17 protein-coding genes are annotated in these 23044 nt (G+C 35.4%); 2 read left to right on the top strand and 15 right to left on the bottom strand.

Annotated elements, in window-relative coordinates; all coding sequences use genetic code 11:
• Window positions 1-49: 49 nt before the first annotated feature.
• From IRZ99_RS08420 to IRZ99_RS08400, 5 genes are all read right to left on the bottom strand, one after another.
• Window positions 50-1066: a M28 family peptidase gene (locus IRZ99_RS08420; protein ID WP_194656858.1), complete on the bottom strand. Its 1017-nt coding sequence runs from the start codon at window positions 1064-1066 to the stop codon at window positions 50-52.
• A gap of 8 nt (window positions 1067-1074) precedes the next feature.
• Window positions 1075-2091: a DUF3667 domain-containing protein gene (locus IRZ99_RS08415; RefSeq protein ID WP_194656857.1), complete on the bottom strand. Its 1017-nt coding sequence runs from the start codon at window positions 2089-2091 to the stop codon at window positions 1075-1077.
• 96 nt (window positions 2092-2187) lie between these two features.
• Complete coding sequence (locus IRZ99_RS08410) at window positions 2188-2961, bottom strand: dienelactone hydrolase family protein (RefSeq protein WP_194656856.1); 774 nt, start codon at window positions 2959-2961, stop codon at window positions 2188-2190.
• Between the two features lie 101 nt (window positions 2962-3062).
• Window positions 3063-5264, bottom strand: coding sequence for a penicillin acylase family protein (locus IRZ99_RS08405; protein WP_194656855.1), 2202 nt, complete (start codon window positions 5262-5264; stop codon window positions 3063-3065).
• Between the two features lie 3 nt (window positions 5265-5267).
• The gene (locus tag IRZ99_RS08400) at window positions 5268-5720 is read right to left on the bottom strand and encodes an Lrp/AsnC family transcriptional regulator (RefSeq protein ID WP_026984584.1); all 453 of its coding nucleotides are present in this window, start codon (window positions 5718-5720) and stop codon (window positions 5268-5270) included.
• Between the two features lie 217 nt (window positions 5721-5937).
• Here IRZ99_RS08400 and rocD point away from each other — a divergent pair, with 217 nt between their 5' ends.
• On the top strand, window positions 5938-7191 hold the full coding sequence (rocD, locus tag IRZ99_RS08395; RefSeq protein WP_194656854.1) for an ornithine--oxo-acid transaminase: 1254 nt from the start codon (window positions 5938-5940) through the stop codon (window positions 7189-7191).
• Window positions 7192-7423: 232 nt separating this feature from the next.
• Window positions 7424-7876 (top strand): DUF1810 domain-containing protein, encoded by a 453-nt coding sequence (locus IRZ99_RS08390; RefSeq protein ID WP_194656853.1) that lies wholly within the window; start codon window positions 7424-7426, stop codon window positions 7874-7876.
• Between the two features lie 101 nt (window positions 7877-7977).
• Here the strand turns inward: IRZ99_RS08390 and IRZ99_RS08385 are convergent, their stop codons facing one another.
• From IRZ99_RS08385 to IRZ99_RS08340, 10 genes are all read right to left on the bottom strand, one after another.
• On the bottom strand, window positions 7978-9909 hold the full coding sequence (locus IRZ99_RS08385) for a family 2A encapsulin nanocompartment cargo protein cysteine desulfurase (RefSeq protein ID WP_194656852.1): 1932 nt from the start codon (window positions 9907-9909) through the stop codon (window positions 7978-7980).
• Window positions 9893-10813 carry a family 2A encapsulin nanocompartment shell protein gene (locus IRZ99_RS08380; protein WP_026984580.1) on the bottom strand — a complete coding sequence of 307 codons (921 nt, stop codon included), beginning with the start codon at window positions 10811-10813 and terminating at the stop codon, window positions 9893-9895. Before IRZ99_RS08380 ends, IRZ99_RS08385 begins: the two co-directional genes overlap by 17 nt.
• Before the next feature lie 146 nt (window positions 10814-10959).
• Window positions 10960-12615 carry an arylsulfatase gene (locus tag IRZ99_RS08375; RefSeq protein WP_194656851.1) on the bottom strand — a complete coding sequence of 552 codons (1656 nt, stop codon included), beginning with the start codon at window positions 12613-12615 and terminating at the stop codon, window positions 10960-10962.
• A 50-nt stretch (window positions 12616-12665) separates the two neighbouring features.
• Window positions 12666-13928 (bottom strand): YeiH family protein, encoded by a 1263-nt coding sequence (locus IRZ99_RS08370; RefSeq protein WP_194656850.1) that lies wholly within the window; start codon window positions 13926-13928, stop codon window positions 12666-12668.
• Window positions 13929-14043: 115 nt separating this feature from the next.
• Window positions 14044-15660 carry a sulfatase-like hydrolase/transferase gene (locus tag IRZ99_RS08365; RefSeq protein ID WP_194656849.1) on the bottom strand — a complete coding sequence of 539 codons (1617 nt, stop codon included), beginning with the start codon at window positions 15658-15660 and terminating at the stop codon, window positions 14044-14046.
• A gap of 94 nt (window positions 15661-15754) precedes the next feature.
• On the bottom strand, window positions 15755-16474 hold the full coding sequence (locus IRZ99_RS08360; protein WP_194656848.1) for a thioredoxin domain-containing protein: 720 nt from the start codon (window positions 16472-16474) through the stop codon (window positions 15755-15757).
• A 106-nt stretch (window positions 16475-16580) separates the two neighbouring features.
• Entirely contained in the window at window positions 16581-17639 is a 1059-nt protein-coding gene (locus IRZ99_RS08355; protein WP_194656847.1) for a sterol desaturase family protein, read from the bottom strand.
• Between the two features lie 69 nt (window positions 17640-17708).
• Window positions 17709-18767 (bottom strand): sterol desaturase family protein, encoded by a 1059-nt coding sequence (locus tag IRZ99_RS08350; protein ID WP_194656846.1) that lies wholly within the window; start codon window positions 18765-18767, stop codon window positions 17709-17711.
• 373 nt (window positions 18768-19140) lie between these two features.
• Entirely contained in the window at window positions 19141-21063 is a 1923-nt protein-coding gene (locus IRZ99_RS08345; RefSeq protein WP_194656845.1) for an arylsulfatase, read from the bottom strand.
• A 60-nt stretch (window positions 21064-21123) separates the two neighbouring features.
• Window positions 21124-23028, bottom strand: coding sequence for an arylsulfatase (locus tag IRZ99_RS08340; protein WP_194656844.1), 1905 nt, complete (start codon window positions 23026-23028; stop codon window positions 21124-21126).
• Between the last annotated feature and the right edge of the window lie 16 nt (window positions 23029-23044).

The raw sequence follows: 23044 nt of genomic DNA, 5'->3' as shown, positions 1-23044 counted from the left end.
AAGACCTCTGAGCCTTTGCAACTTTGAAGCTTTGTCCCTAAACAAGAACCTATTTTTTATCAACTACCGGTCTATTCTCTCTATTCGCTAAATCCCATGCTACAACAAATGCCAATTGTGTTCTTTTTGTTAAAGCGTCGTATTCGATTTTTTCTGGTTCGTCGCCTTTACCATGGTAATCTTCGTGCACTCCATTAAAGAAGAAAACAGCAGGAATACCAAATTTAGCAAAGTTATAATGGTCAGAACGCTCGTAAAAATGATTTGGATCTTTAGGGTCGTTAAATTTAAAATCTAAATCTAATTTAGTGTATTTGTTATTTTCAGCCACAACAGCATTATGAAGATCTGACGAAAGTCTGTCAGCACCAATTACGTAGACATAGTTGTTAGTTTTAGCATGTTCTACGTCGCGACGTCCAATCATATCAATGTTGATGTCACTAATAGTGTTTGCAATTGGAAACAATGGGTTTTCAGAATAATAACGAGATCCGTGTAAACCGTGTTCTTCGCCAGTTACGTGTAGAAACAAGATAGAACGTTTTGGTCCGTGGCCATCTTTTTTTGCTTTGGCGAATGCTTTAGCAATTTCCATAACAGCTACTGTTCCAGAACCATCATCATCTGCTCCGTTATAGATTTCTCCATTTTTGATTCCAACGTGATCGTAATGCGCTGAAATTACAAGGACTTCATCTGGTTTTTCAGAACCTTCAATATAGGCCCAGATATTCTCAGAATCAGGTAGATTCTCATTACGTTTTGCATTCAAAAATGCTGCAGGAATGTGTTGGTAATAATCTGTTGCACCTTTTGGGAAAGAGATCTTATTTTTTTTGTATTGCTCAATCATATAAAGTCCTGCTTTTTTCTGTCCTTTCGAGCCTGTTTCGCGGCCTTCCATTTCGTCAGAAGCTACAACGTAAAGCATTTTTTTTAAGTCTTTTGCTGTAATGCTGTTCATGTATTTGGTAGGGTCTGAGTTGTCTTTTGAAGCAACAGACTGTACATTTTTACATGAAAATGCTGAAGCAATTAGTAATAGAATTGCAATTTTTTTCATTGAATAGTTTAGTGTAAGTTGATAAATATATATAGCACATAAAAAGTGAGTAAAAATAGGATAAAAAAGAAGTTTATAAAAAATAAGATAAAACTTTTAACAAATGAAACTATTCTGCTTTCGCCATAAAAACGATGATGTGCCGGATAAAAATAATAAGACATCCAGACAATTCCAACGAAGTTAATAATATTACCAACGAAAGTAAGTGGGCCGTTTTCTCCAAATAAGCCAATTACTCTGGTAGTAATAAATAAAAGGAGAAATATTAAAAGTAAAAAGGAGAAATAATGTAAGGTGAAAATACCGTGATCAAAATAGTACCATTTCTTTTTGCTATGAAAAATCCATAAAAAGAAGGCAAAGAAAGGCATTATAATGAACAGAATTTTGGGGATATTATGAATAAAAGACTCGATGAATTTTTCGATAATTTGCTTTTTGGTATTATGTTCAGTAACATGTACAGCTTTTTCATAAACCCAATATTGAAAATCAGAAAGTTTTTCGCTCTCTTTTCCATATTTTTGAATATAGTCAATTTCTTTCATTGTTTTTAAGTGAAAGTAATTTTTATTGACTTGTTTCATTGTTTTTGATTCAAAGTAGTTTTTATCATCATTTGAATTTTTAACTTTTTCATCTTTATCTTGTTTTACCAGGTTTGAAGTGATTTCTTTTTCACTTTTGGTAAGATTCTCAGTTACCTTATTAGGAAACATGGCAATCAATAAGAAAGTAATAAAACTGATAAAAATATAAAGACGAACAGGGGCCAGATAGGATAATCTTTTTCCGGATAAATATTCCTTAGTTAAAGTGGAAGGTTTAAAAAGAAGATTTTTGATCGTTTTCCAAAATGCATTTTCATAATGCGTTAAATCTTCAAAAAAATGAATAAATAAATGATGAAAAGTTTTTCGTGAATCTGTATTTTCCTGCCCGCAGTTTGGGCAAAACTTTTGTTCGACAACGTGCCTGCAATTCAAACAGGTTTTATCTTTTCTAATTGGACTATGTGACATTGGTTAGTTTTGGTTGTTTTTGGGTTTTAGTTTATTTTGCCCGCGGATGTTACGGATTTAAACCGGTTTACGCTGGCTTGCCATTAAAGCAAGTTGTTATTTTTTTAACACTTCATCAAGAAACAATTGCAAATGTTCAAATGATCGCTTAGCAGCTACAGCATTGTAGGCAGCTCCTTTAGAATTGTCATTTCCTGCTTCAGGATTAGTGAAAGAATGGACAGAATCTGAATAATAAATCATTTGCCAATCGGCTTTTGAATCGCGCATTTCCTGTTGAAAAGCGGTAACTTCTTCTTTAGAAACAAAAGGATCATCAGCACCGTGACAAACTAGCACTTTAGCAGTAATTGGTGTTGCAGGTCGCGCAGCATCTTTGCCTAAACCTCCGTGAAATGAAGCTACTCCTTTTACATTCAAATGACCACGTGCAGCTTCTAAAACTCCAGTCCCTCCAAAACAATATCCAATAACGACAATATTATCTGCATTTGCTCCCGATTTGATTAATTCCTGTAAACCAAGATTGATTCTTTTTTGATAAGCTTCGTAATTTGTTTTATAGAAACCAGCTTGTTTTCCTGCTTCTGTAGTGTTTTTGGGATAATTTCCTTCACCATAAATATCAGCGATAAAAACATGATAGCCTAGTTTTGACAGATTCTCTGCAATACCTTTTGAAGCAGTATCAATTCCGAGCCACGCCGGTAAAAGTAAAATTCCTGGATTATTACTGCTTTTTTTAGCAGATTTTATGGCTAAACCATTTAATTTCTGATCACCGTCAGCATATTGTACGGGTTTTAATTGTGCAATTATAGTGTTAGAAAACAGTATACTAGCAAAAATAATTAGGGCTGAATTTTTCATCGTTTTACAATTTTAAACAAATATCAGAAATAATATGTTAGAAAAAAACCTCGAAAGCTATTTCTTACGAGGTTTATAAATGGTATCATCTAAGATTGAAATTATTCGCCCGGATGATATGTTTTTTCAGCATTTTTTATAACGTCTTCTTTATAGAATAAAACATCTTTAAATTGTCCTTTGCGATACATTTCAGCCTGATCGGTAAAGTGCTTTGAGTTTTCATCACCACTGTTTCCTCCGGCTAATAATGATTTTGCTTTTATTTTTGGACCAAATTCAACGGCACAAATAAAACTGTTTCCGTTGTAACCGTAACGTTTTTTAGAACCGTTTTGGTAACTGCTTTTAAAAGAAGGTAAACTTCCCCATGAACCTGGGCCAAAACCAATTGGCAAACTAGGTTTCGAATCATCATATTTCAAATCTATAGCACCGCTTGAACGCTGAAAACGATTAATTTCTCCCCAGGCTACTTGCCAGGTCCCCCATTTCGATTTTAATTCTTTCAGTACGGTTTGCAATTGTGGAATTAGTTGATCAACTCCTGCGGTTACAGCGAATTTTTTTGTGTTATCCACCTGATCTAATTCACCTGCATTAGTATAAGCTTTTAGAATAATAGGATCTAATTTATAGCCCCATTCAACTGCTAATGTCGTTGCCACTGAATTTTCTTTAGCATAATAATCCCAGTTTTTCAAAATTGTAACCGCTTCTGATAATTCATTATAGTCGGGATATTCAGGTTTTATGTTTTTTTCGAAAACATTCACCAGACTCGGAATCAAAATTTCAAAAATGGATAATTTAGAATCGTAACCGTCAGCAATTACTTTGTCTAAAGTATATTTATCGCCTTTGCTGAAAATTTGAACAGCATTTATTCCCCTGAAATTTTCCCCGTCCGGAGCCATGTATGGTAAATAATTTTCTCTTTTTGGACTATTTTCTCCAGCAACAGAGTAAGGAGTAGAATTACAATTCTGAAGCCAGCCGTTTGCAGGATTATATAAATGAACTGTTTCATCCACTTCGTGTAAACCTTTCCATTGTGTGGATGAAATGGAACCATCAATAATTTTTGACCAATTCAGGTTTTTATCTCTTATCGGAATAAAATTACCGTGCCAATACGCAATATTTCCTTTATTATCGGCATAAACCGTATTGTTGGAGGTATTAGCTTTTAAATCCATTGCTTTTTTGTAATCGTCAAAGTTTTTGGATTTTGTTCGAACCCAACTCTGAATCAAACTGGTCATTGAACGATTATTCGATTTTAAACTGACCCATTTCCCGTCACGTTTAGCCATAATTGGACCATTATTGGTGGAATAGGTTTTGAATTTCTTCGGAATTAATTTTCCGTTTTCCGTATAATTTATGGTGATTTCTTTTTCGATTACGGGCAAAAGTTTTTTATCGAATTCGTAAAATAGTTTTCCGTCTTTATAAGTGATTTTTTCGGCATACATATCTGCAACATCTACGTTTGATGAAGTATGCATCCAACCACAATTTTCATTGAATCCCTGATAAATAAAGAATTGGCCCCAGGTTACTGCCCCGTAAACGTTTAGACCTTCTTCACTAGTAACCTGAACTTCTGGTCTGAAGTAAAAAGTAGTGTGCGGATTAATGTATAAAATTGCATTTCCGTCAATCGTTTTTGAAGGAGCAAAAGCAAAACCATTTGAGCCCGTCTGAACGTATTTCTCTCTTTCTACATAAGCTACTTTATCATTATTTCCAGAATAAAAAGTTTTCAATTCGCCTATAGAAAGATCTGCAGTGCTGATAGCGCCAATACTTCCATCTGTCCAAAGCAAGGGAAACCACGGTTCAAAATGCGTTAAAAGTGCCGGTTTTACTTCCGGATGTTTATAAAGATAAAAGTTGATGGCATCTGCATAACTGTTCAGTAGTTTTTTAAGCCATGAAGGTGCTTTTTTATAGTCTGCTTTGGCTTCGTTAACATCAATTAAAAGTTTAATTTCTAAATCATTGTATAAAACAGATTGGCCTTTTATCTCTGAAAGACGTCCCAGTTTTTCAATATAGTTCAGTTCAATTCTTTTGAAATCATCTTCGCATTGTGCATAAAGCAAACCAAAAACAGCATCAGCATCTGTTTTTCCGTAAATATGAGGAATGCCCCAATTATCTCGAATAATTGTAACTTGTTGCGCTAGTTTCTCTAACCGGTCAACTTCTTTTGAATTGATTTTTTGTGCCGAGATTTGAAAACTAATACAACAGAATAGAAAAGTCAGTTTTAGTATTTTTAAAGAATAAAACATGATTTATAAAGTAATATTTCTTTTAAATGCGCAACCCAATTCAATAATGGAATCTGTTTTGGCAATGCCGGGAATGCTATCAATTTTTTCGTAAAGAATTCTTCGCATGTGTTCGTGATTCTTCGCAATAATTTTGATATAAAGTGTAAATGAACCCGTTACATAATAACATTCAGTAATCTCCGGAATATCTTTTAAGGCTTCGATAATTCGATCAGAATCCGAATCTTTATTCAGTGTAATTCCGGTAAAAGAAGCCCAGTCATAGCCAATCTTTTTTTCCTGAATAATTGGTTTTATACCACCAATTACACCTTGTTCTATCATTCTGTTGATACGTTGATGCACCATCGTGTTTGATATTTTCAAATTTGCAGCAATTGCAGAAAAAGCCATTCTCCCGTCTTTTTCCAATTCCTTAATTATATTGATATCAAATTCGTCTAATGTTTCCATTCCTTATAAGTTGAGTTTACCTTTTTATATTCATAAAAGTAATTATTTTTTTTAATAAAAGGTTATAAGATTGATTTTATACTAAAATCATATTTTACTTTTTTAAATATAAAAGCGTGTATTTTGACTTATTTTTATGAAATTTAAGTCAAATGTTTGTTTTTAATGGCTTGAATTAATATTTTTTAATACTTTTGCAACTCTAAAAAGACAGATCATGATTCATACTGAAAATACCCTTTCGTCAAAATCAGAAATTTTGATTGAAAAAGAAAATAAATACGGAGCTCATAATTATCATCCGCTTCCGGTTGTACTGGAAAGAGGAGAAGGTGTATATGTTTGGGATGTAGACGGAAAGAAATATTATGATTTTTTATCGGCTTATTCTGCAGTAAATCAAGGACATTGTCATCCTAAAATTGTGAAAGCAATGGTTGATCAGGCTCAAAAACTGACTTTAACATCACGCGCTTTTTACAATGATCAATTAGGAAATTATGAAGAATATGTAACAAAGTATTTTGGTTTTGATAAAGTTCTACCAATGAATACTGGTGCAGAAGCGGTCGAAACGGCATTGAAAGTTTGTAGAAAATGGGCTTATGAAGTAAAGGGAATTCCGGAAAATCAGGCGCAGGTTATAGTTTGTGAAAATAATTTCCATGGAAGAACAACTACTATTATTTCCTTTTCTAATGATGAAACTGCACGTAAAAACTTCGGCCCGTTTACAGATGGATTTATAAAAATTGAATATGATAATCTTGAAGCTCTTGAAAAAGCATTAGAATCATCAAAAAATATTGCAGGATTTTTAGTTGAACCAATTCAGGGCGAAGCAGGAGTTTATGTTCCTTCTGAAGGTTATTTGGCAAAAGCAAAAGCCTTGTGTGAGAAACATAATGTTTTGTTTATTGCTGATGAAGTTCAAACCGGAATTGCGCGTACCGGGAAATTATTAGCGGTTCATCACGAAAATGTGCAGCCGGATATTTTAATTTTAGGAAAAGCAATTTCCGGAGGAGTTTATCCGGTTTCAGCGGTTTTGTGTAATAACGAAATCATGAATGTGATTAAACCGGGACAACACGGTTCTACTTTTGGAGGAAATCCTGTTGCAGCTGCGGTTGCGATTGCAGCTTTAGAAGTTATAAAAGAAGAAAAACTGGCTGAGAATGCAGAGCGTTTAGGAATTATTTTAAGAAAAGGATTAAACGAAATTGCGGAAAGAAATAATTTGATTACGCTGGTTCGCGGAAAAGGTTTGTTGAACGCTATCGTAATTAATTGTGGTGAAGATTCGGATTTAGCCTGGGAAATTTGTCTAAGATTTAGAGACAACGGATTATTAGCCAAACCTACTCACGGGAATAAAATTAGATTGGCGCCGCCATTAGTAATGACCGAAACTCAAATTCAGGAATGTTTAGAAATTATCGAGAAATCTTTGAACGATTTTAGAGATTAGGTTTTTTTGTTAATACAAACAAAAGCTGCAAGATAAAGAGTCTTGCAGCTTTTTGTTTTTTATGACATATGAAATTATGTAACAATCAAAAATAATTATATAACTTTTAGATGAGGATGATAAGTAGTTTTGGATGTCTTCAATAAGGAAATTAAAATTAGCCATTTTATTTCATTTGATTAGAAGACAAACAATCAATAACTGGATTACAAACTTAAATTCAATTTCAAAAATGGCCTACGCAAATAATGATATTACACGTTTCTTAGACGCACAAAACAAACTTTATCTTACTGCTTTTTCTGAAATTAAAAAAGGGAAAAAAGAAACACACTGGATGTGGTTTATTTTTCCTCAAATAAAAGGTTTAGGAAAAAGTACTATTTCTCACTATTATGCTCTTAATGGTGTTAAAGAAGCAGAAGAGTTTCTTAATCATCCCATTTTATCTAAACATTTGATTGAGATTTCAGAGCTTTTATTAAGTTATAAAACAAGATCTATTGAGGCTATACTAGGAGAATTGGGTGCAAGAAAATTGCGTTCTTCTATGACACTTTTTTCTCAGGCTGAAAATGCACATCCTGTTTTTCAGGAAATATTAGACACCTTTTTTTCAGGTTATTCAGATCCGTTCACATTGTCTATGCCAGCTGCATCCAGACAAATTGCTATGGCATCATAATTAATTTTCAAATTTCACTATAAAAAAGCGACTGTTCAGTAAAACAGTCGCTTTTGGTTTAATTACTTAAAATATCAAAAAAAGCAGTTACTTTTTTAAATCTAAAATCGAACTTTTTTTAGTTCCCATAACGTTTTTATAAAAGTATCTACATCTTGCGTTGTGTTATAAAAAGCTATTGAGGGACGAACAGTAGTTTCGACTCCCATTCTGCGTAAAATTGGCTGAGCACAATGATGCCCGGTTCTTACAGCAACACCTTCTTTATTTAAAGCTTGCCCAACCTGATCATTGGTATATCCTTGCAAATTAAAGGATAAAACACTTGCTTTATCTTTTGCAGTTCCTATCAAACGTACACCCGGAATTTCCTTTAGCAATCGGGTAGCGTATTCTAACAAATAATGTTCGTATTGACCGATAGTTTCGATTCCTATTTTGGTAACATAATCGATGGCTGCGCCAAGACCTATTGCGTCGGCAATGTTGCCAGTTCCGGCTTCAAAACGATTGGGTGCTTTGTGGTATTTTATTTCCTCAAAAGTCACATCCTGAATCATATTACCGCCAGATTGATAAGGCTGCATTTCGTTTAACAATTCTTCTTTACCATATAATGCTCCAATTCCGGTTGGGCCAAATAATTTGTGACCTGAAAAAACAAGCCAGTCCGCATTTAAATCCTGAACATCAACTTTCATATGCGAAACAGATTGCGCGCCATCTATTAAAACTTTCGCTCCGGCAGCATGTGCCATTTCAGTTATTTTTTTAGCAGGAGTTACAGTTCCGAGGGCGTTTGAAACCTGAGTAAAAGCAACCAAACGTGTTTTTGAATTCAGCAGTTTTGCATATTCATCCAACAAAATCTGACCGTCATCGTCAACCGGAATTACCCTTAATTTCAAACCTTTTTTATCGGCCAGTCTTTTCCAAGGAACAATATTCGCATGATGTTCCAGATTGCTAACTATGATTTCATCTCCGGCGACCAAATTAGGATCGCCCCAGCTTTGCGCCACAAGATTAATTCCTTCTGTAGCACCACGAACAAATACGATTTCATTTACAGAACCGGCATTTAAAAACGTTTTTACCTTTTCACGAGCTGCTTCGTATGCATCAGATGCCCGCGCTGCCAACTCATGTGCCGCGCGATGAATATTCGAATTTTCATGCTCGTAGAAATAAGCAACACGATCAATTACAGCTTGCGGTTTTTGAGTCGTCGCCGCATTATCAAACCAAACTAAGGGTTTTCCATTTACAGTCTCACGCAGAATTGGGAAATCTTTTTTGATTAATTCTGCATTAAAATTATTCCCTGTAATGCCGCCAAATTCTTTTAATCCAAAAGTATTTCCAACAATTGCATTTGTGTTTTTTTGATCAAAAGCAAATGGATTCTGATCTAAAAAATAATACGAATTTGCATATTCACTTCCGCCTGACGGAAAATCAACACGTTTTCTGAATTGCGTATCAACCATTTCCAGAGCCACTTTTAATTCTGCCTCAAAAGAAGAATTTTCACTCTGAAATGGTAAATATTGATTGTTCAAAAGCAATGACGAAAAAAAGGATTCCTCATTAATTTGTGGTGCACTTCCGTTTTTCAAATTAATATCTTGAAAACCAGTATGTGGATTATTCATGTTTACGCTATTATCTTCAGGAATTCCAGAGGAAGGAATACCGTATTGAGGATCAAAACCGGCACCTGCATTAGGATACAATGCAGAAGCACTCGAACTTTGATTAGCAATTGATGGAGAAACTCCAAAACCACTAAACGAAGTTGGAGAAGGCTGTACATTTAACGGACTTTGCGTTGGAAATGGTGCAATGATATTTGCTCCGCCAGCATGCAAAAGTGTTTCTGCAATTTTTGTTGCACGAGGATGTTCTGCTTTATCGGGACTCAACGAAATCTCCTTGGGAAATTCGTTGGGTAAAGTTTGGAACAACTCATTGGCTAAATTTTGCAAATCGTCAATGTTTGGCAATCCGTTTTCGTTAGTATTTATACTCATGATACTTTCCTATTTCTACATCTTCCAAAACGGCAATTGCGTCATCAACCAAAACGGCTAAAGAGCAATAAAGAGATACTAAATACGAAGCAATCGCTCTTTCATTGATTCCCATAAAACGAACAGATAATCCAGGAGATTGTTCTCCTTGTAAACCAGGCTGAATTAATCCGATAACGCCTTGACGGCTTTCTCCGGTTCTCAGTAATATGATTTTAGATTTTCCGTTTTTGATAGGTAATTTATCTGAAGGTATAAGCGGAATTCCTCTCCATGTTAAAAATTGCGATCCAAACAAAGAGGTAGTAGGCGGAGGAACGCCGCGACGCGTACATTCACGGCCAAAAGCAGCAATCGCTAACGGATGCAGTAAGAAGAATCCTGGCTCTTTCCACACTTTTGTAAGTAGTTCATCAAGATCATCCGGAGTTGGTGCGCCAGTTCTTGTTTTTATAATTTGAGAAGGAGCAACATTGCTTAATAAACCGTAATCTTTATTATTGATTAATTCACTTTCCTGACGTTCTTTGATGGTTTCGATGGCCAATCGAAGCTGTTCTGTAATCTGATTGTATGGTTTACTATACAAGTCTGAAACACGGGTGTGAACTTCGACAATTGTTTGTACGGCAGCTAAATTATATTCTCTCGGATTTTCGATATAATCGACAAAAGTATTTGGCAAAATCCTTTCGTCTCGTGCAGAACAATCTACTTCGATATGACTTCCGTCTTTAACTTTATTCAAGCGAAATACGCCAGATTCTACAGGTGTCCAATGCAATAGATGCGTTAACCAGCGTGGAGAAATAGTTCCGATTTGTGGGACTGTACGTGTTGCAATTGCTAACTGCCTTGCTGCAACATCGCCTAATGCGGTCTGTTGTTGTTTAGATTCTGCCATTTTGTTTTTGGATTTTTACTAATTAATAATCTATTCTTTTTGGTAGCTTAAAGTTATTGATAAAATTTAAAATTTTAGTCAAATAATTGATTTTCAAATAAATATATTTTAACTGTCGTTTGGTTAAAGTCATCATCACGATATTTTTACTTCTTTAGAATTGCGCCACCGGGCATTACCTCTGGTTTCAATTTAAATTTGCTGTATTCAACAACTCCGGTTCTGTCTGCCCAATCAAAATAAGAGGCAGAAAGTTTATTGACAATTCCTGCATTTTGTTGCGCCACATTGGTTGTTTCGCCACGATCCGTTTCAATGTTGTAAAGTTCCCATTCATAAGAAGGGTAGGTTGAAACTAATTTCCATTTGCCATCGCGAACGGCTCTGTTTCCTGCTCTTTCCCAAAATAATGGTGCGCCTCTATCGACCTGCGAAACATTATTAAATAAAACAGGCAACAAACTGCTTCCAACCAAAGGGTTTGTTGTCACACCATTATATGTTTTGGGATATTCGATTCCGGCCAATTCATAAAAAGTAGGAGCGAGGTCAATAATATGACCAGTTCCTTTATCGATTCGGCCCGCTTTTATTTTGGATGGAAACCATGCAATAAAAGGAGAACTGAAACCACCTTCGTGCATGTTATTTTTGTATTGCTGCAATGGAGTGTTCGATAAATAAGCCCAGTTTTGTTCCTGATAATCAAATGATCCTGAAGTCCCAACTGGTCCGTCATTTCGAACTAAACCTCTTCCAAGCGGATTGTAAGTGTTAAATCCACCTTGTGCACCATTATCTGAAATGAAGATTATCAGTGTATTTTTGTCTTTTTTAAGCGCTTTTAACTTGTCTAATACTTTCCCTACATTCTGATCCATATTGTCGACCATTGCAGCATAAACTTCCATTTTAGCTTTCCAGAATTGTTTTTCGTCATACGTTAGTTTACTCCATTCCGGAACTTCAGGATCTCTTGGTGCCACAGTTTGATCAGCTGGCAAAATGCCATTTGCTTTTAGTTTCTCAATTCTTTTTTCTCTTAAAACATCCCAGCCTTCGTCAAATTTCCCTCTGTATTTGGCAATATCAACCGGTTTTGCCTGCAACGGCCAGTGCGGTGCGGTAAAGGCTAAATACAAAAAGAAAGGTTTATTCTCTTTATTTTGTTCGTCTAAGAAAGTGACAGCGTTATTCCCAATTTCATCTGTAAAATAATACGAATCATCTTTTGGATGCAGTTCTTCATTATTTCGAATCAATTTTACGGGATAAGGTGTTTTTCCGAAAGGCAATCCTTTGGTATCAAAGTAATTCGACGCTCCTTTTAAGATGCCGTAAAATTTATCAAAACCACGTTGATTAGGCCATTGCGCCTGATCTTCAGAGCCAACATGCCATTTTCCTGAAAGTAAAGTACTATAACCACCAGAACGAAAAACTTCGCCTAATGTCAAAGATTCTTTGTTTAAATAACCCTGATACGCTGGCAATCCCAAATTAACATCAAAGAAACCCATTCCGGCTTTGTGCTGGTATTGTCCCGTTAAGAGCGATCCACGAGTTGGTGCACAAATCGAGTTATTGTAAAATTCGCGTAAGCGTAAACCTTCGCTGGCTAATTTATCGAGGTTAGGGGTTTTGATTTCAGAGCCATAATTTCCTAAATCGGAATAACCCATATCATCCACCATAATCAGGATAATATTGGGTTTTGAAGCAGTTGAGGTCGTTTTGTTTTGAGCCTGAATCAGTAAAACTGAAGAAAGAAAAAGGCTGAATGTAAGAGATAATTTTTTCATTTTATTTTAAATTTAATAAGTCGATATTCAGACTTATAGTGGTAATCTAATTATTTACTAAAAAGTAAAAAAGCTATTAGTAGTGTGACAAGAACATTGAATAATTGGGCTATTAGAAAGGCGTATAGCGGTTTTTTACTATTATTTTGAAAGAGATCTTTAAAATTGGTTTCTAAGCCAATACTTGTAAATGCTAATGCAAACCAGATTCCCTGTAAATTTTTTAAACTGTCTTTTACTCCGTCCCGAACTTCTGACGTAAGGAAAAAAGAAAATACTATTGATGCCAGAATAAAACCAATTACAAATTTTGGAAAACGTTCCCAAATTACTTTTAATGTAGGTTTTGATGTTTTGGCTTCCGCCGAATTATTATGCGTATACGTCCAGTAAACAGAGATTGCAAAGGCCGCTAATCCTAATAATACATTTTGAGAAAACTTGACGATGGTGCTGATTTTTAAAGCTGTTTCTCCAACCAAAGTTCCAGAAGCGACAACAGCACCCGAAGTGTCAATACTACCTCCCAGCCAGGCTCCGGTGACTTCTTCCGGAAAATTGAAATATTTGGCAATTATTGGCATGAAAATCATCATTGGGATGGCAGTTACCAAAACAATCGAAATAACATAAGACAGTTTTTTTGAATCGCCTTTTATCGCTCCGGATGTTGCAATTGCTGCAGAGACACCACAGATGGAAACTGCACTCGAAATCATCATCGTCAATTCGTCGTCTACTTTTAATTTTCGGCAAAGCCAAAAAGCAAAATACCAAACCGATAAAACAACAACCAGAGCCTGAATTAATCCCAAAGAACCAGCTTTCAGGATATCTGAAAAAATCACGCTGGTTCCCAATAAAACCAATCCGATTTTTACGAAAACTTCTGTAGAAAGGGCAGAGCGAAACCATTCCGGAAGTTTGAAAAAATTGCCAATAGCCAAACCAATTATCAAACTGAAAATTACGGCTTCTAAATTTAAGGCTTTTATTTCAGTATTTCCTGCAATTATCAAGGCAATTACCGTTAAGAAATAGACGATTGGAAAAACCACTAAAAAATATTTAACCGATTTTCCAATTAAAAAAGCGCCCAAAGTTCCAATTGAAATCAGATATAGAAATTGGATTCCAAGGATTTTCAGATTGCCAAAATTAAAGACATCGTGTAACAATTCTGTTCCGTTTGACCATTTAAAAATGGGAACTTCGGGAAGGAAAATAAAGAGAGAAATTATGATAATCAGGAATCCGAGAATAACTACGGTCCAATCTTCGTGGATGGTAATTTTTTTTGTTTGGGTTGACATTTTATATTTATTTCCTGCAAGGTTTTCAAAACCTTGTAGGTATTAATGGATAGATTTTAAAAAGTGTTAAATAATAAACCAATAAGGTTTTGGAAACCTTGCAGGAGTAGGGATTTTACAAATCAACAAAGTATTTTTGTTTACCAAAATCAAATTCATAATGTGTTAAATTGGGCCATAAAGGTTTAACCAAACCTTTTTCCCAGTTTTGCAAAGCTGTATGTAATTCTTTTACTTTGGCTGGATTTTTTTGAGTACGATCTGTTGTTTCAGATTTATCTGAAGCCAAATTATAAAGCCATTCCTGATGCGTTTTTCCGCTAATGATTAATTTCCAGTCACCGCTTCTGATCGCTTTTGCGTCGCCAGAACGCCAATACAAAGTTTTATGAGCTATTTTATTTTCATTCACAGTACTAATCAGATCTACTCCGTCATAAACACGATCTTTTGGTAAACCGGAATGTGTAACGGAAGCAATCGTAGTAAAAATATCCAAAGTACTTACCGGTGATTTATAGATTGTATGTGGTTTGATTTTTCCTTTCCATGACAAGGCAAACGGAACATTTACACCACCTTCAAAATGAGAAAATTTACCACCTTTTAAAGGTGCATTTGTGGTTGCAAAAGTATAATCGGCGCCACCATTATCGCTGGCAAAAATGATTAAGGTGTTTTCTTCTAAACCTTCTTTTTTGACTTTAGCTCTGATGCGACCAATAGCATCATCCAAAGCGCTGATCATGGCAAAATAAACACGTTTGTTTTCGTCTTTTACATTCGGAAAACGGTCGTAGTATTTTTTGCGAACCTGAAAAGGTGTATGCGGTGCGTTGAACGGAACGTAAAGTAAAAAAGGTTTTGTTTTATTTTTATCAATAAACGCTTCTGCTTCATCAGCAAAGGTTTCGGTCAAATATTTTTTGTCTTTTATAATAGTAGTATCACGACGAATTTGTCCAATACCAACACGACCATTTCCCCAAATTGTTTTATCGGTAAAATCTTTGTGATGGTGGTTGATGATATCCGGATTATCATCTTCAGGCGTGTAAAGCGAGAAAGCCTGATAAAACCCGTAATGATAATCGAAACCTCGGTCTAGAGGAAAAAATCCTTTGTTGTGTCCTAAATGCCATTTTCCAATAATTGCGGTGTTGTAGCCTTCTTTTTTGGCCAAATCGGCAAAAGTAATTTCAGATTGTGGCAAACCCTGAGTAGCAATTGAAGCATCGTTTGGATATTCGATTTTATCATTCAATCGCCAATTATTGGTATTGATTAAGTACTTAAAAGCGTAATATTCTAAGTTATTTTTTGGATAGCGATCGCCGGGCTGAAATTCATGTCCAAAACGTTCCTGATAACGGCCTGTAAGCAATCCGGCGCGCGAAGGCGAACAAATAGAAGAAGATACATAACCATCTGTAAAAGTTACTCCTGAAGCAGCTAGCGAATCAATTTGAGGCGTTGGAGTAGATTTTCCTCCGTACAATGAAATATCATATTTTCCTAAATCATCCGCAAGCAGAATAATGATATTAGGTTTTTTTTCTGCGGTTCCTGAAGTATCTTTTTGAGCTAAAAATGCTGCTTTTCCTTCGACTAATTTTTCATTTGGTTTTATCAATGTTCCATCTGTATTGATCGGCCAGAATAAAAATATCGCTATGATTAATAGTATGGTTAGAATCGAGAAAACGATTTTTTTGGTTTTGGTTAATGCCATGGTTTTTTATTGTTTAGTCTTTTTAGTTCTAGAGCTTTGTCAAAGTTTTAAACTTTGACAAAGCTTACAGTGTTTCTTATTAGAAAATGAATTATTATTTAGATGCCAAAGCCAAATCAACATCATTCTTCAAATCTCCTAAACCGTCTTTTTTGAAAACAATTTTTCCATTTTGATATAAGATCAAAGTAGGGAAGACTTTTACGGTTTTTAAGTCTGCTATAACTTGCGGACTTTCTTCCAGCTCAATTTGAACTATTTTCAGTTTCTCACCATATTGTGTTCTGAGATTTTCTAAAATTGGTTTAACTGTTCTGCAGGTTGCGCAATATTTTGAACCAATGTCTACCAAAACATAATTGTTATCAGCGATGATTTTTTTGTATTCCGGTAATGTTAATTTGCTTTTTAAATTGGTATAAAAAGGTTTTCCGCCACCAATCCAGCTGGCAATTCCACCCTCTAAAATATACACTTCAGAAAAGCCTCTTTTTATTAATTCGGTTGATAGAAGCCCACTTCTGTAGGCGGCAATTGAATAAATAAATACAGGTTGTGCCGGATTTAAAGCGACAACCTGTTTTTCATAATCTTCTGATTTAAGATTGAAGTTTAAGGCGCCTTCAATATGGTTTAATGCAAATTCATCAGCGCCTCTTGCATCAATTATTTGTGGATTTTTTTGACTTTTAATTTTCGCATAAAAGGCATCCAGTAATACAATACTACTGGAGCTTTTATCTTGCGAAAAACCACTTATGGTGAAAAGAAAAAATACAACTGCGAAACTATTTTTGAATATTTGGGTCTTCATAATTTTTAGATTTAGAATTACAGGAAGCAATAAAAATTAGCAGTGCTTTCAAGATTTAATTTTGATTGCACTGCTACATTTATTTTTTATAAAGCTTATTTATTTTTTAAGACTGAACCTGCTCGTAAACCGGGCTCGGACTGATATTTTCCGGTTTTGGTCTCAATGGCACGGATAAAACGCCATCAGCCAAAGCACTTCCTTCTTTTTTAGATTTGAATATGGGCCATAAAAATTGGGCGTACCATTCTTCTTGTTTGTACGATTTCATTCCGTATGATTTTGGAAATTTTCTGGTAATTAAACCTGTTCCGAAGATGATATCCCAAATGAAAAACATGTTTCCAAAGTTGCCTTTAAAGTGCCCAACACCGTCTCCGCTCGTATCGGCATGATGTGCGTGATGCGTTGCGGGAGTCGAAATCAAGCGTTCTAAAACCCACGCAATCGGATGTAATACTTTGTATTTATAAAAAGGTTTATCCCAGGCAACACTAGAGTGCGCTCCCAATACTATAATACTTTTGATAACAAGGACAAATAAAGCCGGTAATCCCAAACCTAAATAAGTTAAAGTAGCGGTTAAGTAAATCTGAGAGAAAAATACAGTGTAAATAAAATTCTGTCTGTTCAACATCGCTACGCCCATATATGGAGCGGAATGATGTGTTCTGTGAAAACGCCATAAAAATGGAACCTGATGATGCAAACGATGGTACCAATATTGTGTCAAATCATCGGCCACGGCAATTAAGAAGAAGCCTCCCCAAAATGGAACCCATGAAAGCGAGTTTTCAAGATTCGGAATTAAATTTGGTAAAATTGTTAAGCTGAAAAAAGCAATTATTGGAGGTAAAATTAATTTAGGAGCAAGAAAACATATAATATCAATTTTACGTTCTTCGCCTGTCCATTCGTCATCATATAAACCTGCCGCGAATTCTATGATCCCCAGGACAAGCATAAAAACGATTAATCCCCATGTTCTGATGTTTTCGAAAGCGGGTTTTGCAAATTCTAAAAAAGAAGGCAGGGTAATATGCGATTCGCTTACAACGCCATTGCTTAATTTAAAATAAAGGAAAATTGCCAATACTGGCAAACTGTATAGTATAAGACTAATACTTAAATCTCTTGTTAGTTTTTCTTTTTGAACTATCGCCATGATTTTTAATTTTAAGAACAGAGCTATCAAATGGAACATTTAATAGCTCTGCATAGATTTTATTTTTTTTTACGACTGAACGGGCTCGTAAACATTTTGATTTGTTGGTACGGCATTCTCTTTTTGAGAAGTCGGAAGAGAAAGAACTCCATCTGCTAATGGGCTTCCTTCAATTTTAGATTTGAATATTGGCCACAAAAATTGTGCATACCATTCTTCACTTTTGTAGGTTTTGGTTCCATATGATTGAGGGAATTTACGAGTGATTAAACCCGTTCCGAAAATGACATCCCAAATGAAAAACATGTTTCCGAAATTACCTTTAAAGTGGCCAACGCCGTCTCCGCTTGTATCTGCATGATGCGCATGATGCGTTGCAGGAGTCGAAATCAAACGCTCTAAAACCCACGCGATTGGATGCAGCACTCTGTATTTGTAAAATGGTTTGTCCCAGGCAAGACTTGAGTGCGCTCCCAAAGTAATGATACTTTTGATAACCAAAACAAATAAAGCTGGTAATCCCAATCCTAAGTAAGTTAAGGTCGCAGTCAAATATATTTGAGAGAAGAATACCGTATAAAGGAAGTTTTGTCTCGAAGCCATCGCCATTCCCATATATGGAGCTGAATGGTGTGTTCTGTGAAAACGCCATAAAAACGGAACCTGGTGATGCAATCTGTGATACCAGTATTGTGTTAAATCATCAGCAATTGCAATTAAGAAAAAACCACCCCAAAAAGGAACCCATGATAATGTATTAGCCAAATTTGGTAATAAATAAGGTAAAGCAGTTAAACTGAAAAATGTAATTACAGGTGGTAAAAGTAATTTTGGAGCTAAAAAACAGATGATATCAACTTTACGTTCACGTCCTGTCCAATGATCATCATACAATCCTGCCGCGAATTCAACAATTCCTAAAACAATTGAAAATGCAATTAATCCCCAACTTCTGATATTTTTAAATGCAGGTTGCAAAAATTCTAAATAGGTTGGTAGCGTTAGATGTGATTCTGACACATGACCATTATTTAGTTTAAAATATAAGAAAATTGCCAATACCGGCAAACTGTAAATAAAAAGACTAATCCCTAAGTCTCTTTTCAATTTTGTTTGATCTAACGCCATGATTCTTATTTTAAAAATTGATTAATTAATGCTAAACCTCCCGCCAATATGACAAGCGGAACTAAAAAAACAATCGCTCCCACGATGATTTTTTTTCCTATAATTTCATAGTCTACTCGTTTCATTGCTTCTTTTTTTTATTGCTTAAATACTTTATAAAATCTTTTTAAACCTGTTTTAAAATCCACCACTAGATTATTGATGTAAAAATAGAAAATAAAACTATTAATTCTATCTAATTAGTAGAGTTAAATTTAATTATTTTGTAAGATTTTGTTATATAAGTTGTTTCAATTCTATTTTTGCTTTCTCTTATTATTTGCAAATTGAATTTTATCCTGCAAGTTTCTAAAACTTGCAGGATAAAATTTTACTAATTTGAACTTCCGGTGCTTCCCGACTTAGTTACTTGTTTAATCAGATCCTGAACTGTTTTACCTTTATCAGTACCCGTATTGTGTATTTTTCTGGTTATTACATCGTTCCAGTCAATTAGCGGATAAACATTGTTTTCTTTTGCCTGCTCATCAAACAGCTTTTTAAGTTCTGCTAATTTTTCAGGATACTTCGCTGCTAAATTATTACGTTCATTAAAGTCTTCATTTAAGTTGTATAATTCCCAAACATCAGTATCGAAATTGCTTTCAGCAGGTGCTTGATTTTTACCGGTAGTTTTTGATGAGGTAAATGGATTCGCATGCGCTGCTCCAGCTTTCCAACCGTCTTTGTAAATGGCTCTGTTTCCAAAAATATAGTAGTACTGAACTTTGTGTAATGATTCTGCTTTAGCATTATCCAAAGAAGCATAGAACGAAGACCCCTGAATAATATCCTGTTTCACATTTTTGATATATTCCGGCGCTTTTATTCCCGTAATATCAAGAGTTGTAGGAAGCAAATCGGTTACATGGCTGTACTGATTTCTGATACCGCCTTTGTCTTTAATTCCGTTTGGATAATAAACAATCAGTGGATTATGAGTTCCTCCTTCAGATTGTGCATCTTGTTTCCAGTTTTTGAAAGGTACATTTGTTGCTTGTGCCCATCCTAAAGGATAATTGGTATTAAGACCTTTTGCTGTTCCGATTTCGTCGATATTAGCTAAGTTTTTCTTCAGATTTTCATCTTCAGATACTCCCTGAGAAAACAAACTTTGGTTGATTGTTCCTTCTGTAGTGCCTTCTTTACTGGCTCCATTATCTCCAATCGCAACAAAAATTACGGTGTTGTCTAACTGATTTGTTTCTTTTAGATAATTAACCACTCTTCCAACTTCATAATCAGTATAAGTCAAAAATCCTGCATAGACTTCCATGAAACGAGCATATACTTTCTTTTGATCCGGAGTTAGTTTTTTCCAATCTGTAATCAACGGATTACGTTCTGGTAAAACAGCATTCGCCGGAATTACACCCAGTTTCTTTTGGTTTGCAATAACTTCTTCGCGGTAAGCATCCCAGCCTTTATCAAATTTACCTTTGTACGGATCGCTCCATTTTGTAGCAACCTGATGCGGTGCGTGAGCTGCTCCCGGTGCATAGTATAAAAAGAATGGTTTTCCAGGTGCTGCTTTTTGCTGCGTTTTAATATAGCTAATTGCTTTGTCTGTGATCAATTCGCTTAAATGGCGTCCGTCAGGCGTAACGTGAACCTGATCTTCAACTAAATCTGGGTTGTATTGATCCGTTTGAGACCCTAAGAATCCGTAGAAATGATCAAAACCTTTTCCGGTTGGCCATCTGTCAAACGGACCAGCATCTGTGGCTTCTTCATCTGGAGTAACTCCATATTTACCAACGGCAAAAGTGTTGTAGCCATTCGCACGTAAAATCTCTGCAATAGTTCCTTTATCAGAAGGAATTCTTCCGTCCCAACCTGGGAAACCGGCTGATAAAATAGTATGTGAAAATCCGCTTACGTGAACTCTTCCAGAATTTCTACCAGTCAAAAGTGCCGCACGGGTAGGGGCGCAAATTGCAGTAGTATGGAAATTAGTATAACGTAAACCATTGTTGGCTAACTGATCAAAAGTTGGGGTTTGAATTAAACCTCCAAAAGCACTTGAAGCTCCAAATCCAACATCATCTAATAAAATCCAGATCACATTTGGAGCACCTTTTGGTGCTTTTGCAGGTTCTGGCCAGTATTCTTTCGAATCGGCTAAAGTTTTTCCGATTACACCTTTAAATTCTTCCGGTTTTTCTTGTGCAAAACCCAATTGCGCAAGAAGTATTGCAGTAATCAAAAGTCCTTTCTTTGGACTTTTGATTTTTGAGTTAATTTTATTTTTTATCATTATTTCTTTTTTTAAATATTTGTTTATTCTATGGATTTAGTATGATTTTAAGCTAAAATTTTACTTGTTTGCTTTGGTCAATAATTCCTGAGCAGACTTCCCTTCCGTAGCAGGTGTTTTGTGAATTTTTCTTAAGTAAACATCCTGCCAGTCGATTAACGGATAGAGGTTGTTTTTCTTAGCTTGCTCATCAAATAATTTTTTTAATTCGGCTAATTTCTCAGGATATTTTTTAGCTAAATCTTTTTGTTCATTAAAATCTTCATTGACGTTGTACAATTCCCAAACATCTTTGTCAAAATCGGCATTTAAAAGCCCTGCTTTTTTTGGATCACTCAATGCTTCTTTAGCTTCAATTGAATTTGGGTGATGTGCTGCTGCGGCTTTCCAGCCATCATTATAAATAGCTCTTGCCCCAAAAATGTAATAATGTTGAATTTTATGATTCGAAACTGCTTTTGCATCATTCAAAGAATTGAAAAATGAATATCCCTGAATAGTATCTTGCTTAATTTCTCGGATAGTTTCAGGCGCTTTCACTCCTAAAATATCAAGTGTTGTTGGCAAAATATCAATTACGTGACTGTATTGCGTTCTGATTCCGCCTTTCTCTTTAATTCCTTTTGGATAATAAACAATCAATGGGTTGTGCGTTCCACCTTCAGAATTGGCATCTTGTTTCCAGTCTTTAAAAGGAACATTTGTTGCTTGTGCCCAGCCTAAAGGATAATTAGTATAGGTTTCAGGTGTTCCAATTTCACCAATTCGGTTTAAATTATTTTGGAATACTTTATCATCTGTTTCTCCAACTACATAAGTTTGTCTATTGACAGCACCTTGTAATGTTCCTTCTTTACTTGCTCCGTTATCACCAATTAAAACAAAAACTAACGTATTATCCAATTGATTGATTTCTTTTAAATATTTAACCAATCTTCCAATTTCATAATCTGTATACGTCAGATATCCGGCATAAACTTCCATGAATTTTGCATACACTTTTTTCTGATCAGGAGTCAATTTTTTCCAGTCTGCAATAAGCGGATTGCGTTCTGGCAATACAGCATTGGCAGGAATAACTCCTAATTTCTTTTGATTGGCTATTGTTTTTTCACGGTAAGCATCCCAACCATCATCAAACTTTCCTTTGTACGGATCGCTCCATTTTGCAGCGACCTGATGAGGTGCATGAACGGCTGCCGGAGAATAATATAAAAAGAATGGTTTTCCCGGAGCAGCTTTTTGTTGTCTACCAATATAACTGATCGCTTTGTCTGTAATTTGTTCGCTCAAATGTCTTCCATCAGGAGTAATGTGCGCCTGATCTTCAATTAAATCAGGTTTATACTGATCGGTTGCTGAACCTAAAAAGCCGAAGAAATGCTCAAATCCTTTTCCGGTTGGCCAGTGATCAAAAGGTCCGGCATCAGTAGCTTCTTCATCAGGAGTTACACCGTATTTACCCACGCCAAAAGTATTATATCCTTTATCACGCAAAATTTCAGCAACAGTTCCGTTTTTAGAAGGCAATCTTCCGTCCCAACCCGGAAATCCTGCAGACATAATCGTGTGTGAGAATCCTCCAACATGAACTTTATGAGAATTACTTCCTGTCAATAATGCAGAACGGGTAGGAGCACAAATCGCAGTAGTATGAAAATTGGTATATCGCAGTCCGTTGTTGGCTAAACTTTCTAAAACCGGAGTTTCAATTAAACCTCCAAAAGCGCTTGAAGCTCCATAACCAACATCATCTAAAATAATCCAGACCACATTTGGAGCACCTTTTGGAGCTGTCACAGGTTCTGGCCAATATTCTTTTGATTCGGCCAGGGTTTTTCCAATTACACCTTTAAATTCTTCTGGTTTTGTTTGTGCAAAACCAAATTGTGCAACTAGAAGTGCAGTAATCAAAAGTCCGTTTTGTGGACTTTTGATTGAAATGCTATTTTTAAACTTTTTCATAACGTAGTATTTTTTG

Source organism: Flavobacterium sp. LC2016-12, assembly GCF_015351595.1.
Classification (GTDB): domain Bacteria; phylum Bacteroidota; class Bacteroidia; order Flavobacteriales; family Flavobacteriaceae; genus Flavobacterium.
The sequence above is the reverse complement of the archived record's forward strand: the minus strand, read 5'-3'. Positions and strand labels throughout refer to the sequence as shown.

What these genes read in the sequence shown, in the direction of transcription:
- IRZ99_RS08420 (WP_194656858.1), bottom strand. Translation starts at nt 1,066, where the DNA reads ATGAAAAAAATTGCAATTCTATTACTAATTGCTTCAGCATTTTCATGT.
- IRZ99_RS08415 (WP_194656857.1), bottom strand. Translation starts at nt 2,091, where the DNA reads ATGTCACATAGTCCAATTAGAAAAGATAAAACCTGTTTGAATTGCAGG.
- IRZ99_RS08410 (WP_194656856.1), bottom strand. Translation starts at nt 2,961, where the DNA reads ATGAAAAATTCAGCCCTAATTATTTTTGCTAGTATACTGTTTTCTAAC.
- IRZ99_RS08405 (WP_194656855.1), bottom strand. Translation starts at nt 5,264, where the DNA reads ATGTTTTATTCTTTAAAAATACTAAAACTGACTTTTCTATTCTGTTGT.
- IRZ99_RS08400 (WP_026984584.1), bottom strand. Translation starts at nt 5,720, where the DNA reads ATGGAAACATTAGACGAATTTGATATCAATATAATTAAGGAATTGGAA.
- rocD (WP_194656854.1), top strand. Translation starts at nt 5,938, where the DNA reads ATGATTCATACTGAAAATACCCTTTCGTCAAAATCAGAAATTTTGATT.
- IRZ99_RS08390 (WP_194656853.1), top strand. Translation starts at nt 7,424, where the DNA reads ATGGCCTACGCAAATAATGATATTACACGTTTCTTAGACGCACAAAAC.
- IRZ99_RS08385 (WP_194656852.1), bottom strand. Translation starts at nt 9,909, where the DNA reads ATGAGTATAAATACTAACGAAAACGGATTGCCAAACATTGACGATTTG.
- IRZ99_RS08380 (WP_026984580.1), bottom strand. Translation starts at nt 10,813, where the DNA reads ATGGCAGAATCTAAACAACAACAGACCGCATTAGGCGATGTTGCAGCA.
- IRZ99_RS08375 (WP_194656851.1), bottom strand. Translation starts at nt 12,615, where the DNA reads ATGAAAAAATTATCTCTTACATTCAGCCTTTTTCTTTCTTCAGTTTTA.
- IRZ99_RS08370 (WP_194656850.1), bottom strand. Translation starts at nt 13,928, where the DNA reads ATGTCAACCCAAACAAAAAAAATTACCATCCACGAAGATTGGACCGTA.
- IRZ99_RS08365 (WP_194656849.1), bottom strand. Translation starts at nt 15,660, where the DNA reads ATGGCATTAACCAAAACCAAAAAAATCGTTTTCTCGATTCTAACCATA.
- IRZ99_RS08360 (WP_194656848.1), bottom strand. Translation starts at nt 16,474, where the DNA reads ATGAAGACCCAAATATTCAAAAATAGTTTCGCAGTTGTATTTTTTCTT.
- IRZ99_RS08355 (WP_194656847.1), bottom strand. Translation starts at nt 17,639, where the DNA reads ATGGCGATAGTTCAAAAAGAAAAACTAACAAGAGATTTAAGTATTAGT.
- IRZ99_RS08350 (WP_194656846.1), bottom strand. Translation starts at nt 18,767, where the DNA reads ATGGCGTTAGATCAAACAAAATTGAAAAGAGACTTAGGGATTAGTCTT.
- IRZ99_RS08345 (WP_194656845.1), bottom strand. Translation starts at nt 21,063, where the DNA reads ATGATAAAAAATAAAATTAACTCAAAAATCAAAAGTCCAAAGAAAGGA.
- IRZ99_RS08340 (WP_194656844.1), bottom strand. Translation starts at nt 23,028, where the DNA reads ATGAAAAAGTTTAAAAATAGCATTTCAATCAAAAGTCCACAAAACGGA.